This window comes from Actinomadura sediminis (genome assembly GCF_042675525.1).
In the GTDB taxonomy this organism is placed as follows: domain Bacteria; phylum Actinomycetota; class Actinomycetes; order Streptosporangiales; family Streptosporangiaceae; genus Spirillospora; species Spirillospora sediminis.
Genome location: NZ_JBHTJA010000004.1, coordinates 124375 through 138611 on the forward strand (window position 1 = coordinate 124375; position 14237 = coordinate 138611).

Genomic DNA, 14237 nt, shown 5'->3' on the forward strand with positions numbered 1-14237 from the left:
ACTCTTGGGTCCGGAAACGGGAAAGGGGGAACGCCGATGTCGACGCTGCGGGTGACGGCCGAACGGCTGACGATCCTTCCGCACGGCAACGCCGACGCGCTGGAGCTCGCGCAGGTCGGGCTGTACCGGGCGGTCGTGCAGAAGGGCCGGTACGCGACCGGCGACTGGGCCGTCTACATCCCCGAGGGCTCGCTGCTGCCGGACGACCTGATCGGCGAACTCGGGCTCACCGGGAAGCTCGCCGGCGCGGAGAAGAACCGCGTGAAGGCGGTGCGGCTGCGCGGCGAGCTGTCGCAGGGCATCGTCTGCCTGCCGCGCGCGCTCGCCGGGACGGACCTCGCCGCGGCCCACGCGGAGGGCCGGAACTTCGCCGACGAGCTCGGCGTCGTCAAGTGGACGCCGCCGATCCCGGTGCACATGGCGGGCGAGGTGGTACCGGCCCCCGACCTCGTCCGGTGGATCGAGATCGAGGACGTCAAGCGGTACCCGACGATCTTCGAGCCGGGCGAGGCCGTCGTCGCGACGGAGAAGATCCACGGGACGGCGTGCCTGCTCACGCTCGTGGACGGCGAGCCGTTCGTGTCGTCGAAGGGGTTCGGCGGCAAGTCGCTCGCGCTCGTGCGGGACGGCGGGAACCTGTACTGGCGGACGCTCGAGGCGCACGGGGCCATCGAGGCCGCGGCGAAGATCGCCGAGCGGTTCGGCGCCTCCCGGGTCGGGCTGTTCGGGGAGGTCTACGGCCGCCGCGTGCAGGACCTGCACTACGGCGCGGCCGAGCCCGGGTACGCGGCGTTCGACGTCGCGGTGGCGGGCGCGGACGGCGCGGTGCGCTGGCTCGACCCGGCCGAGCTCGCCGACGTGCTGGCCGGCGCGGGCCTGCCCGCCGCGCCCGTCCTGTACGAGGGCGGGTACGACGAGGCGCTGCTGATGGAACTGGCGAGCGGGCGCGAGACGGTGTCGGGGAAGGCCGAGCACCTGCGCGAGGGACTGGTCGTGCGGCCCGCCGCCGGTCGCCGGAGCCCGGTCACCGGCGGCAGGGCCATCGCGAAGTTCGTCTCGCCCGGCTACCTCACCCGCAGGGGCGGCACCGAGTTCGAGTGATCACGCCCGGGCGGCGGCGGGCGCACCCGCCCGCCGCCGCCACAGCACGACCGCGCACAGCAGCGCGGCCAGCACCGGGACGGTCGTGAGCAGCACGATGTCGCGGCCCGGCAGGGACAGCCCGAGCAGGACGCCCCCGACGGCGGGCCCGACGATGGAGCCGGCCCGGCCGAGCGCGGCGGCCCAGCCGACGCCGGTGGTGCGGGTCGCGGCCGGGTACACGCTGACGGCCATGGTGAGCTGGCCGATCTGGCTGCCGATGAGCCCCGCGCCCGTCCCGCCGAGGACCAGGAACAGCAGGGCGTCGGGCAGTTCCACGCGGGCGACGGCGAACGCGCACGCGGCGCCCAGGATCGTCGTGGCGCACAGGGACGGCGCGATGCCGATGCGGGACGCGAGCCAGATCAGCAGGATCCCGCCGATGATGCCGCCGAAGCTGAAGAACGCCAGGCCCATCGGCGCCTCCGACTCGGCGAACCCGAAGTCGGTCATCAGGGTCGGCACCCACGACTGGAGCGTGTAGGCCGACAGGAACGCCATGAACGAGAACGTCCAGATCAGCAGGGTGTCGCCCCGCATGCCGGGCTGGAACAGCAACCCGACGCGCTCGCTCGCGCGGGCGCCCGCCCCGGCGGGGACGCGGTCGGCGGGCAGCCGCCACAGCATGACGGCCGCGAGGACCAGCGGCGCGATGCCGGCGACCCAGAACACGCCCGCGGGGCCGATCGCGTCGAGCATCCGGCCGCCGAAGACGCCGCCGAGGGTCGCGCCCGACGCCAGTCCCAGCGTGACGGTGACCGACACCCGTTCGCGCCGCCGGGCGGGGCTGTGGTCGGTCGCCAGCGCGACCGCGGCGGGCAGCACCGCGCCGAGCCCGAGGCCCGTCAGCACGCGGGTGACGCTGAGCACGGTGATCGACTCGGTGGGCAGCAGCAGCGCCGTCGCGAGGGTGCCGCCCGCGAAGAACACGACCCCGCCGATCAGCGTCCGGCGGCGCCCCAGCCGGGCGCTGAGCGGCCCGGAGTACAGGTAGCCGACCACGACGCCGAGGTTGGTGAGGACGAGCGGCACGGTGAAGGACGCCTTGGAGACGCCCCAGTCGGAGGCGAGCGAGGGGACCGAGAAGGCGAGCGCGGCGGTGTCGAAGCCGTCGATCAGCACCGCGAGGAACGCGAGCGCGACGGCGGACCGCAGGACGCGCGGGGGGTCGGCGGGGGTCGTCACGAGGTGCTCCCTTCGGCGAAGACGACGGTGCGGGCGGCGGCGAACAGCGGCGAGGCCGGGTCGCCGAACGCGGCGCCCGTCCCGACGTGGTCGGTGGCGGGGAGCGGCACGGTGACGGGCCGGTGCCCGGCGTCCGCGAGCGCCCGCGCCAGCAGGGTTCCGTGGTCGCGGAAGAACCCGCCGTCCTGCCCCTTGGCGTTCGGTTCCGGGTCGCCGTAGGAGATGACGACTCCGCGCGGCGCCCGGGTGATCCGGCCGGACGGGGTGAGCCGGGCGGCCTCCGCCGGGTCCAGGCCGGGCTCGTCGCGCAGGTCGACGGGCGCGCTCATGCAGACGGCCCCGGTCACGCCGCCGGGCGGGTCCGCCGCGTCGGTCATGGTGATCATGGCGGTGAGGTGGCCGCCCGCCGAGTGCCCGGCGACGGTGAGGCGCGCCGGGTCGCCGCCGTAGGCGGGGGCGGCCCCGGCGGCCCAGCGCACGGCGCGCGCCGCGTCGTCCACGGCGTCGGCGATGCGGTGCGCGGGGTTCAGGCGGTAGCCGCAGGAGACGAACACCGCCCCGGCCTCCACCCACGGCGCCGCCAGGTGGTCGTAGAAGGCGGGATGGCCCTCGCGCCAGCGGCCGCCGTGAAAGTAGACGATCACGGGCCGGCCGGTGCCGCCGTCCGGGTGGTAGACGTTCGCGAGGTGCGCCGGGTCGGGCCCGTACTTCAGGTCGAGCGCGTGCGGGAACCGGCGCCGGACTTCCGCGCGCCGCCGCGCGGCGGCGTCGTAGAAGCCTTTCCAGTCGGCGTGGTACCGGTCCGGGTTCCGGTAGGTGAAGTACTCGGTGGCGTCGGCCGGACGGACGGTGTCAGGGGACATGGCGCCGCTCCTTCGGAGGAGGTTGTAGTGACGATCAAACGAACCCGTGGCCGCTGGCCGTGACTCACCTCTGCTGTGCCTGGCCTCACATCCTGTCCGGCATCCCTATGCCTCACAAATCCCAATCGTGTTGGGAGGTATAGCGGGGCACACATAACGCGGCCGGAATCACCGCCGCTGCACGCGGCCGGTCGACGCGTCGACCATCAGGGCGTGCCGGGCGCCGTCGGGGCCGATGACGTCGCCCTCCCAGACGGCCGTGCCGCGGTGGTCGTCGAGGTTCAGCTCGGTGACGCGCGCCCCGGCGACGGTCGCGCGCATCGCGTCGGCGGCGTCCCGGTAGTCCAGTTCCGCCCGGCGGATCCGCCGCAGCCGCTTCGCCCGGTCGGCCGGTCCCTCCGGTCCGGCCTCGTTCCGGACGACCTCGGTGCCCGCGCCGTTCACGATCAGCTCGCGCTCGGTGCCGTCCGCGGCGACGAGCCGCACCTCCCACCCGCCGCCCTCGGTCTCGACGGACGTCAGCGTGGCGCCCGGGACGGCCCGCAGCGCGGTCGCCGCCGCCCGGTCGAGGGCGCCGCCGGCGGGAGTGGTGACGGGCAGGGGCGTGGTGTTCGGCGCGGTGAGGGTCTCCGCGGTCGCGGACGCGTCCGGCGATTCCGGATCGTCGCCGCCGCAGGCGCTCAGCGCGAGCACCGTGGCCAGTGCCGCCGCGAGAGCTTTCACCACCGCCCTCTACCCCCGGGCACGCCCGGTACGCGCACGACGCGGGGCCGGGGGGCGCCGCCGCGCCCCCGGCCCCGGTCGGTCCGCATCGGGTTCCGTCAGGCATCGACCCTTTCCGTCCGGGGCTCGGCGGCGGGCACGGGGGCGCGCAGGGTGAGGGCGGCGAGCACCGCGCCGGCGAGGGCGACGACGGCGGCGCCGACGAACGCGCCCTGGTAGCCGTCGGTGAGGCCGCCGAGGTCCCCGGGTTCGCCCGCGCCCTGGGAGGCGGCGACGGCGGTCATCGCGGCGAGGCCGACCGCCGACCCGACCTGGTAGGTGGTGTTGACGATCCCGGACGCCAGCCCGCCCCGCTCCGGGGCGACCCCGCCGATCGCCGCCATCGTGGCGGGGATGAACACCAGCGACATGCCCGCGGCGGCGATCAGCGAGCCGGGCAGCACGTCGGTGAGGAAGCCGCCGTCCGCGTCGATTCCGGACAGGACGAGCAGTCCCGCCGCGAGCACGGCGAGGCCGGTGACGATCAGCGGCCGGGTGCCGAACCGCGCGATGAGCCGTCCGGTGACGCCGACCATGAGCACCATCATCAGCGCCGTCATCGGCAGCAGCGCCGCGCCGCTCGGGAAGGCGCCGTAGCCGAGGACCTGCTGCAGGTACAGGTTGAGGAAGTACCACATCGGGATCCACGCGGCGCCGAGCAGCGCCATCGCCAGGTTCGCGGCGGCCAGGCCGGGGGCGCGCCACACCGCCGGCGGCATCAGCGGGTCGCGGACGATCCGCTGCAGCGCGACGAACGAGACGAGCAGCAGGACGGCGCCGCCGAGGCCCAGCACGGTTCCGGCGTCGTCCCAGCCCCGCTCGGGCGCCCGGACGATCGCGTAGACGGCGAGGGCGAGGCCCGCGGTGACCGCCGCGGCGCCCGCGACGTCGAGCCGGGCGCGGCGTCCGGGCACGTCCGGCAGGACGGCCGGGACGAGCGCGAGCGTCGCCAGGCCGATCGGCACGTAGATGATGAAGATCCACGGCCAGCTCAGCCACTCGGTGATGACGCCGCCGAGGAAGACCCCGGCGGTGCCGCCGGCCGGGGCCGCCGCGCCGTAGAAGGCCATCGCCTTGGCCAGCTCCTTCGGGCGGGCGGAGAACAGCACCATGAGCAGGGTCAGCGCGGACGGCGCGATGAGCGCGGAGCCGGCGCCCTGCACGGCGCGTCCGGCGATCTCCAGGCCCGCGGTCCCGGCGGCGGCGGCCAGCACCGATCCGGCGATCAGCACGAGCCAGCCCGCGGTGAAGACGCGCCGGGCGCCGAGGAGGTCCGACAGCTTGCCGCCGAGGAGCAGCAGGCCGCCGAACGCGACGACGTAGGCGTTGAACACCCACTGCAGGCCGCCCGGGCCGAAGCCGAGGTCGCGCTGCATGTCGGGGAGCGCCACGCCGATGATCGAGGTGTCCATGATGACCATGAACTGGGCGGTGGCGAGCACGGCGAGCGCCCACCAGCGCCGGGGGTCGGGATTCATGACGGGTCCGCCAATCACTCGAGTTATACCCCTAGGGGGTACCTGCGAAGCGAGAAGCTAGCACGAAGTACCCCTCGGGGGTATATGTCCGACCTGTGATCCGCCTCACCGGCCGGTGGGGCGGGTCGGGCGAGAATGCGCGCGGAGGAGTCCCGGCGAGGGTCAGGACGGGGCGGGAACGGCGGTCAGCCTGCCCGGGGTCCGGTCCGGACGACGCCGAGCGCGGCGATGCGGCCCGCTTCGAACGCGACCGCCTCCGCGAGCCCTTCGGCGGCTCTCAGCCCCTAAGCCCCGATCCACCGACGCGGTTTCGAAATGATCTCCGAGGGTTTTCGGGGCGGGTTCTTAGGCTGTCAGCTGAGTGCGGGCAGGGTGCATCCGCTGGTCTGCCCAGCTTTTCCACGATTCGGCTCCTGTCGGCCCTGGCGGGCTGGGTGGTCAGTGACGTCAGGGTGCCTCGGGCGGCGCGTGGACGGTGGCGAACAGCTGTGTCCAGGCGTGCTGCCAGGGCCATCGCTGCGGTAGGTGCAGGGTGAGGCGCCGGGCTGAGCGGGCGATTCGGGCGGGAACGTGGACCAGGTGAGCACGCAGGGTGGCGGTGGTGGCCCTGGCGTGAAAGGCAGAGGCCAGCGCTCCGGCGGCCCGCAGCAGGTTGTAGGCCATCGCCCACAGGATCAGCCAGGCCGCGTTGGCGTGGAACTTCCCCGAGGGCAGGTGGGCCAGGGCGGAGGCTTTGCTGTCGGCGATGACCTGCTCGATGACGGCGTGATGGCGGTGTTCCCGCTCGGCCTGGAGGGTCTGGGCCGGGTTGTCGGTGAAGAAGGGGTGGTAGCGCCAGACGGGGAACAACTCGCCCTGCTCGCCGACGGTGGCGGGTCTGGCCAGGTCACGGACCCGGCGCACTATCAGCCGCGCGGTGACCCGCTCCGCTTTCTTCCGGCTGGCGAACGCGGTGTATTCGGGTATCTCGGCGACTTCGGCGTCCGAGATGAGTTCACCGGTCTCGGGGTCGGGGACCGCGGTCGGGTAACTGATCTGCTGTCAGGCGTCGTCGGGAATGCTGTGGACGGCTCGTTTGATGGAGGGGTCCATGCCGGTGGTGATCGAGAAGTGGGCTCCGGCCCGATGGCAGGCGGCGATTCCCCCGGCGTTGTAGAACTGCGAGTCGGCCCGCAGGATGCGCATGCCGGTGCAGCCGGCCTCGGCGGCGGTGGCCAGGGCCTCGCTCACGAATTTTGGGGCGCCTCGGGAGTCTGCTGCTTTGCCGCGTCGCATCCGCACCGTGGCGATCACCGGCCGTGCGTGCGGGGTGCAGACCGTGGCGAGGAGGGGGTGCAGGGTGCGGATGCCCTTGAACCGGCCGTACTCGGCGCCCTGCTTGGTCCGGCCGTAGACGCGTTTGTGGGTGGAGTCGACATCGATGAAAGCCTTCTCTCCAGCGCCGGGCAGCAGTGGAGTGCGCGCGGCCAGCGCGGCCAGGAATCTGCGGTGCACAGCGTGGAGTTGGAGGGCGTGACCGTGGGTGAACGCGCGAAGGAAGGTGCCCAGCGTGGACGGTGCACGGACCTCTCGGAACACGGTCGGCATCGCACCGTGGCGCAGCATGTCCAGGTCGTCGATGCTGTCGGCTCCTGCAGCCATGCCGCCCACAATGCTGGGGACTTTGGCCTCGGCTGCCGCCCCCGCGCCGTTGCCTGCCCCGATTAGCTTCACCTTCTCCGACACCAGACGGCCAAGCCCGCACCGTCCGGCAAGCCGCATCACCGGGACCAATCCGGCATGCGCGATCAGGTTTGGGTCATCGAACGCAGCGGCCACCGCCGAGGCGGCATGGGAAGATCGCATCTCGCGGGTGCTCTCTTGCTCTGCGGACGTGGAACCGTAGGAAGTCCCATCGTCCCAGCGCAGAGGGTTTCCGCGTCTCCATGTCCAAGCACTGGGCCGACTACCGGCCAGCGGATCAGTCGAGGAAGAGGCTCATGTACAGCGCCGTCTCCCCCTCGGACTCGGTGTCGCTGTAGAGGGAAGTGTCCAGGCCGCAGAAGGTGAACCCCATCCGCTGGTAGGCGCGGATGGCCGGAGCGTTGATGTTCGTCACTTCCAGCCACATGTGCCCGGCACCGCATTCCCGGGCCCAGTCGATGGCGTGGTTCATCAGCGTGCGCCCGATCCCCCGGCCCTGGTACGGCCCGGCCACCTCGATATCGGCAATGATCAGTCGCTGGTTCCAGGGCTCATACCCCGTGTCGACATAGCCGCACACGAGTTCGCCATCCAGCGCGACAAACCGGCGCTCGCCCTCCGACGTCTCACCGGCCTCAGGCTCGTCGTCGGGGAAGACCTTGTGCACCGGCCGGTCCAGCCGGGCGGGCCGAATGGTAAACCCGCACTCGGAGCCGACCACTTCGAAGACGGTGTCCGAGCTGAACTCGCCCTTGATGACGGCGGATTTATCCCTCTCACTCTCCGCCACGCGATAGGTGATTGTCTCCGCCTCCTCATGCTCGGCTGCTCTACGGTCAGGTGAGATCATTTCCTCACCGTATCGGCCCGGTGCACCACGGCGGCCGGGTCCAGCCCGCCCCGGACCACCGGCAGCAGACCTGCCTCCGCGGTCAAATTCGCTCCGCCGAGCCAGACAGAGACCGCCGAACCGGCATGGGAAGTTTTCACCCACGAGATGCCTAGCCGATCGTGGTGAAGAAGCTTCGGGCAAGCCCATCATCACAGGTCACGAGGCATCTCTTGCGTCCCGCGACACATCTCCCAGGCATCACATCGGTGGATCGAGGCTAAGGACGACGCGCCCCCGGCGCGTGCAACATCCGGTCGATCTCGGACGCGACGAACTCGGCGTGCGGGCGCAGCCGGGAACGCAGGTCGTCCCAGCGCTCGTCCTCCTCGCCGAGGTAGACCGCGCGCGCCCGGGCCAGGACGGGACGGTGCTCGGCGGGCAGCCGGGGCAGCGCCCACGCGGCCGCCGCGTCCTTCGGCATGATCTCCCCGGTCGCGGCCGTCGCCCACACGCGCGCCAGCGTCAGGACGACGTTGCGGGCGTCGCCGTCGAGGTCGCCGAGCAGCTCGGGCACGCTCCCGACGACCGCCCGGACGACGTCCGCGTGCGGCACCGGCGCGAACACCCGCGACGGCGGCGGGCCGAACAGCGGCGCGTCCCCGGCCAGCGCCATCGTGATCAGCGGGGCGAGGTCCGGGCTCGGCGCCGGTTCCGGGACCATGCCGCGCTCGTACTCGTCCCGCAGCCACTCGCCGTACTGGAACTCGCACACCGGCGGATACCGCCAGGGCCGCACGGCCGTCTCCGCGACCACCGTCAGCTCCACGGGCCGCGCGCCGCCCCCGGAGACCGGCAGCAGCCCCGCCACCAGCGCCCGCCGCTCCGCCGGCGCCGCCGGCCGCCGGACGACCGCCAGGACGTCCACGTCGCTGTGCGGCCGCAGCCCGCCGAGGACGGCCGACCCGTGCAGGTACGCGCCGACGAGGTCCGCACCGAAGGTGCCGTGCAGGAGATCGAGAACGAGGTCGGTCTGTCCCATCGCCACCATGCTGGCACGGCGGATCACGCGGCCGGGACGGAGAAGGCGGGACGGTCGGGTGCCGGCAGCCACTCGCGGTCCGGACGGAACGGGCGGAAGCCCCCGCGGGCGTGGTCGACGAGCATCGGCAGCACCGGATGCCGGTTGCGCGGATGCCACAGCAGCGACCACGGGTACACCGGGGCCGGGTCGACGACGGGGATCCGCGCGACGCCGGGATGCCACGGGACGCGGATCTTCTCGCCGACGCCGAACGTGATCAGCTCCCGGGACGCGGCGGTCCGCTCCACCACGTCGTCCAGGCCGAAGTCGGGACCGGACGTGTCGATCCGCACGCCGAACTCGGCGGTGAGGGCGCGGTAGAAGTCGGCCCACTCGGTGTCGTCCCGCGCGGCGCCCGGAATCCACAGCGGCGGGCCGACCAGCTCCGCGATCGGCACCCGGTCGCGCCCGGCGAGCGGGTGCCCGCGCCCCACCAGGATGTGGATCGGCTCCAGCAGGACGGGCCGCGCCTCGACGTCGCCGAGGTCCCCGAGCGCGCGGCCGAAGAACGCGTCGATCGTCCCGCGGCCGAGCGCGGGCAGGGCGTCCGCCAGCCCGCCGGACCGCAGGATCTCGATGCCCGCGTCCGGCACGGACTCGTGGAAGGCCCGGACGATCTCGACGGACGCGAGCCGCGTGCCGAGCACGTCCACCCGCAGCTCCCGGTGCCGGCTGCGCACCAGCTCCACCGCCCGGTCGGCGAGCGCGAGCACCGCGCGGGCGTGCACGAGGAAGGACGCGCCGTCGTCCGTCGGCTCGGCGCCGTTCGGGGTGCGGCGCAGCAGGACCGTGCCGAGGTCGGACTCCAGCTTCGCGATCCGCTTGGACACCGCCTGCTGGCTGACGCCGAGCCGGGCCGCCGCGTCGCCGAAGTACCGGTCGTCCGCGACGGCCACGAAGGCGCGCACCGCGCCGAGATCCAGGTCCACGACTTCCTCCGGGAACCGCCGGTCGTGATCGCCGCGCGTGTGATCGCCGGCCGGGCGACTCTACCGGCCGGTCGAACGCCGGCCGCGGCGGTCCGGGGACGGCGCGGAGGAGCGGTGGAGCCGGGGCCGGTGCCGCCGATGCCGGGAGCGAGGGGACGGCACCGGCCCCGGGGCCGGGCGGGATCAGTCGAGGTTCGCGTCCAGGGTCCGGGTCAGGACGCCCGGATCACCCGACATCTCCCAGATCATGGCGCCGAGCAGGTTCCGGCGCTTCAGCCATGCGGCCTTCCTCTCGATGGACCACGGGTCGTCGAACGACCACCACTGGCCGCCGTCGCCGGTGTAGCAGGACGTCGCGACGGCCTGCTCGTCGTGCGCGACCGTGCAGTTCGGGACGCCGGACATCAGGTTGCCGTAGCCGCGCGTCCCGGCCTCCTCGGCGAACTGGCCCGGCGCCGCGCCCCGCGCCGCCTGCCACTCGCCGCCCGCGCCGCCGTCCGCGACCCCCTTCCAGCCGCGCCCGTAGTAGGCGAGCCCGACCGTGATCTTGCGGGGCGGGACCCCGGCGTCCAGGTACGCGTCGACCGCGGACTCGACGCTGAAGTGGAACGGGTACGGGTCGTCCTCGTCGACGTACAGGTTGCCCTGGTGGCCGGTCCGGTTCGGCTCCCACGAGTCGTCGCTGCCCGAGCCGTGGAAGTCGTAGCCCTGCACATTGAAGACGTCCAGGGACTTCGCGACCTCCGGGAGCTCCCAGCCGGCCTCGATCTTGTCCGGGTCCGCCGGGGTGAACGCCGTCAGCAGGTACCGCTCGCCCGTCTCCCCGGTCAGCGCATCGAGCTGCTCGCGGAACTCCTCGATCAGCAGCGTGTTGTTGCGCTTGTCGGCCGGGTCGACATGGTTGCCGGGGTGCCCCTCGGCGCCCGGCCACTCCCAGTCGAGGTCGATGCCGTCGAAGACGCCCGCGGCCGCGCCCGGCCCGCCCGCGCCGTTGTACCGCGGCAGGTCGCCCTTGATGTAGATGTCGATGCAGGACCGGACGAACTTCTCCCGCGACTCCGGGGTCGCCGCGGCGTCGGAGAAGTACTTGGAGTACGTCCAGCCGCCGATCGAGATCAGCACCTTCAGGTGCGGATACATCGCCTTCAGCTTCCTGAGCTGGTTGAAGTTGCCGCGCAGGGCCTCGCGTCCGGTGTCGGCCTCGCCGTCCACCGACTGCGCGGCGCCGAACGGACGTCCGTAGTCGGCGTCGGCGTCCCCGGCGCCGTCGCCCTGGTTCGGGTCCTGCGGGTCGGTGGACGTGCCCTTCGTGACGCCCTGCAGGCAGGTCAGGTTCTTCGGGTCGATGTTCGCGAAGGCGTAGTTGATGTGGGTGAGCCGGGCCGCGTTGCCCGTCGTGTGCAGGTTCTTCACGAAGTACTGGCGGCCGTAGATGCCCCACTGGACGAAGTACCCGACGCGGGCGTGCCCGTCCACGACGTCGGCGGTCGTCACCTCGACCGGCGCGCTCGCCGCCGACAGGTTGTCGTACAGGTCGCGCGCCCGGACGGCGACCGAGTACGTGGTCGTCGGTGAGAGCCCGCCGACCTTCGCCGTCGTCCCGGTCACCGTCGCGGCGACCCGCCCGTCCACGAGCACGTCGTAGTTCGCGACGCCGGTGTCGTCGGTCGCGGCGTTCCACGCCAGGTCGATGCTCGCCGCGTCCGCGCCGGTGCCGCGCAGCCCGGACGGGACGGACGGCGCCGTCGTGTCGTCCGCGGGATCGTTCGTCCGCACGGTCACGGGGGCGGACGCGGGCGACGTCGTGCCCTTGCGGTCGCGGGCCTTCACCGTGAACGTGTAGCCGGTGTCCGGGGTCAGGCCCGTGACGGTCGCGGACGTGCCGGGCACCGTCGTCGCCAGGTCCGAGCCGTTGTACACCTCGTACGCGGTGACCGGGAGGCTGCCGGGCTCGGCGGCGTCCCAGGCGAGCGAGACCGTCTTGGTCGTCTTCACCGCGACGCGCAGCCCGCCGGGCGCGGACGGCGGCACGTCGGGCGAGCCGTCGCAGTTCGCGTCGTCGATCCGGCAGCTCGTCGGCTCGGCACCGGAACGGCTCACCGTGAACGACGGGCTGTACGGCTCGGTCGTCGCGCCCGGCGCCAGGGTGTCGTTGTAGTGCGCGGGCGTGAGCGTGACGGTCGTCCCGTCCTGCCGGACGGACCCGTGCTCGGCGCCGCTCACGGTGACGCCCGCGGGCAGCTCGAACACGATCGACCAGTTCTCGACCGGCGCGCCCGTCTTGTTCGCGACGACGAACGTCGCGCGCGTCCCGTTCACGGAGTACTTCGCGACGAGTGCCGTGACGGCCGGCGGCGGTTCGCCCGTCCCGTCGCAGTTCGCGCCGTCCAGCTCGCAGTTCGCCGGTTCGGCGGGGGAGGAGAGCGTGAACGTCGGGCTGTACGGCTCGGTGGAGCCGCCCGCGGCCACGGTGTCGATGTAGAAGGCGGGGGACAACGTCACCTTCGTCCCGTTCTGGACGATCGTGGCGTGCTGGGCGCCGCGCGCGGTGACGCCCTCGGGCAGCTCGAAGGTCAGGGTCCAGCCGCTGATGTCGGATGTTCCGGGGTTGCTCACCACGTACTTTCCGGTCGTGCCGGACAGGCTGAACGTCGCCGTCAGCCGGTCGGCGGCCCGCGCGGGCGCGGCGGCCGGCACGGAGACGACGACGAAGGCGAGCACCGCACTGATCAGGCGGCGCATGGTCGCACACCTACTTTCCGGGAGCGGGGGTTTCGGGGGTCGGTGGACGCGGGCCGAGCATGGCCAGCATCCGGTCGATCTGCGCCGTCCGGGACGCCTTGATCTTCTCCGCCAGGCGCAGGCTCCAGGGGTCCTCGCCGTCCCCGAGTTCCATCCGGGCCAGCTCGACGGCGTCGTCCTGGTGGGCGATCAGCAGGTTGAGGAACGCGCGCTCGAACCGCTCGTCCGGGACCCGGGCGAGCGCCGCGACGCGGGCGTCGGTCGTGGTCGGGACGGCCCCGGCGTGCCCGTGGTGGGAGCCCGCGGGCGCCCGCAGCGGACGTTCCCAGCCGCGCAGCCGCGCGACCATCCCCGCCGCCTCGGCGCGCTGCGTGGTCTCGATCGCCGCGGCGAGCGTCCGGACCTCGGGCCGGACGGGACGCTCGCGGGCGAGCCCCGCGAGCCGCACCGCCTGCGCGTGGTGCGGGAGCGTCATCTGCAGGAACATCACGTCGGTGCCGTTGAACCCGGCCCCGCCGCGGGTCGCCGCCGCGGAGCCGGCGGGCGTGCCGCCGGCTCCGCAGCGCGCGAACAGCAGCAGGGCGCAGGCGGCGAGGAGGGCCAGTGCGCCGTACTTCATCGCGTCGGTTTCAGCGGCTCAGACCGCCCGCCAGAGGGCGGGGGTGGTCGCGGGTTCCCATCCGGCGAGCGCGGTGTGGGGTTGCAGGCACTCGTAGGTGACGCCGTTGTAGGTGACGGTGTCGCCCGTGGCGTAGGACGCCCCGGTGGTCCACGTGCCGGTCGGCGGGTCCGTCGGCGGGTCCGTCGGCGGGTCGGTGGGCGGGTCGGTCGGGGGGTCGGTGGGCGGGTCGGTGGGCGGGTCGGTGGGCGGAGTCGGGGTGTTGGAGCCGCCGAAGTCGACGTCGGAGCAGCTGTAGAACGCCTCCTCGCTGTACTCCGTCCGCTGCCAGATCGTGTAGAGCACGTGCTTGCCGGTCCGCTGCGGAAGGGTCACGTCGAAGTCGGTGTACGTGGTCGGGTCCACGTCGTCGTACGTCCTCAGGTGCTCCAGGTCCGACCAGCGCAGCGGCTGCGTCGGGTCCCAGCCCGCCCGCGTGACGTAGAACTCGAACCGGCTGCCCCGATGCGGGGCGGTCGCGTGCAGCGTCACCGTGAAGGGGCCCGGGGACACGCTCCGGGCGGGCCAGTCGGCGCGCCGCAGGTCCAGGCCGCGGAACTTCGCGCGCCCGGCGCCGCACAACTGCCCGTCCGGGATGAGCGCGCGGTGCCGCCCGCCCGCATTGATCAGCGACACGCCGTTCCAGTCGTAGAACGCCTGGGTTCCGGCGGCCGCGACCGCGGCCTTGCACGCCTCCGAATCGGGGGTTTCCGGCCCCTCCTGCCAGCAGGTGTAGACCCGGCTCGGGGGATCGGAGATGGATCCGTGCGCGGCGGCCGACCCGGCCGACGCGACGAGCACGGCGGCCGACGCCGCCGGCACGGTGAGGGCCGCGAGCGCGGCCTTCGTGCGGGGAGAACGCATGGAGGTCCTTTCTCGGGGGG

The 14237-nt window shown here is 73.3% G+C and carries 11 protein-coding genes and 1 pseudogene; 1 reads left to right on the top strand and 11 read right to left on the bottom strand.

Annotated elements, in window-relative coordinates; all coding sequences use genetic code 11:
* Positions 1 to 36: 36 nt before the first annotated feature.
* Complete coding sequence (locus ACFQ11_RS04405) at positions 37 to 1101, top strand: RNA ligase (ATP) (protein ID WP_378296485.1); 1065 nt, start codon at positions 37 to 39, stop codon at positions 1099 to 1101.
* Here ACFQ11_RS04405 and ACFQ11_RS04410 read toward each other — a convergent pair whose 3' ends face one another.
* The 11 genes and pseudogenes from ACFQ11_RS04410 to ACFQ11_RS04460 all read right to left on the bottom strand — a co-directional run bounded on the left by ACFQ11_RS04410 (position 1102) and on the right by ACFQ11_RS04460 (position 14217).
* Positions 1102 to 2325: an MFS transporter gene (locus ACFQ11_RS04410; RefSeq protein WP_378296486.1), complete on the bottom strand. Its 1224-nt coding sequence runs from the start codon at positions 2323 to 2325 to the stop codon at positions 1102 to 1104.
* Positions 2322 to 3188: an alpha/beta hydrolase gene (locus ACFQ11_RS04415; RefSeq protein WP_378296487.1), complete on the bottom strand. Its 867-nt coding sequence runs from the start codon at positions 3186 to 3188 to the stop codon at positions 2322 to 2324. Before ACFQ11_RS04415 ends, ACFQ11_RS04410 begins: the two co-directional genes overlap by 4 nt.
* A gap of 168 nt (positions 3189 to 3356) precedes the next feature.
* Complete coding sequence (locus tag ACFQ11_RS04420; protein ID WP_378296488.1) at positions 3357 to 3911, bottom strand: PepSY domain-containing protein; 555 nt, start codon at positions 3909 to 3911, stop codon at positions 3357 to 3359.
* Positions 3912 to 4009: 98 nt separating this feature from the next.
* A complete protein-coding gene (locus ACFQ11_RS04425) occupies positions 4010 to 5428 on the bottom strand; it encodes an MFS transporter (protein WP_378296489.1) in 1419 nt (472 codons plus the stop codon).
* A gap of 447 nt (positions 5429 to 5875) precedes the next feature.
* Positions 5876 to 7273 (bottom strand): annotated as a pseudogene (locus ACFQ11_RS04430) (IS1380 family transposase).
* A 115-nt stretch (positions 7274 to 7388) separates the two neighbouring features.
* Entirely contained in the window at positions 7389 to 7961 is a 573-nt protein-coding gene (locus ACFQ11_RS04435) for a GNAT family N-acetyltransferase (protein ID WP_378296490.1), read from the bottom strand.
* Between the two features lie 259 nt (positions 7962 to 8220).
* Positions 8221 to 8982 (bottom strand): aminoglycoside adenylyltransferase family protein, encoded by a 762-nt coding sequence (locus ACFQ11_RS04440; RefSeq protein WP_378296491.1) that lies wholly within the window; start codon positions 8980 to 8982, stop codon positions 8221 to 8223.
* A gap of 23 nt (positions 8983 to 9005) precedes the next feature.
* The gene (locus ACFQ11_RS04445) at positions 9006 to 9953 is read right to left on the bottom strand and encodes a LysR family transcriptional regulator (protein ID WP_378296492.1); all 948 of its coding nucleotides are present in this window, start codon (positions 9951 to 9953) and stop codon (positions 9006 to 9008) included.
* A gap of 183 nt (positions 9954 to 10136) precedes the next feature.
* Positions 10137 to 12695, bottom strand: a complete 2559-nt coding sequence (locus ACFQ11_RS04450) for a glycosyl hydrolase family 18 protein (protein WP_378296493.1) — start codon at positions 12693 to 12695, stop codon at positions 10137 to 10139.
* Positions 12696 to 12705: 10 nt separating this feature from the next.
* Positions 12706 to 13314, bottom strand: a complete 609-nt coding sequence (locus ACFQ11_RS04455) for a DUF305 domain-containing protein (protein WP_378296494.1) — start codon at positions 13312 to 13314, stop codon at positions 12706 to 12708.
* An 18-nt stretch (positions 13315 to 13332) separates the two neighbouring features.
* Positions 13333 to 14217, bottom strand: coding sequence for a lytic polysaccharide monooxygenase auxiliary activity family 9 protein (locus ACFQ11_RS04460; protein ID WP_378296495.1), 885 nt, complete (start codon positions 14215 to 14217; stop codon positions 13333 to 13335).
* Between the last annotated feature and the right edge of the window lie 20 nt (positions 14218 to 14237).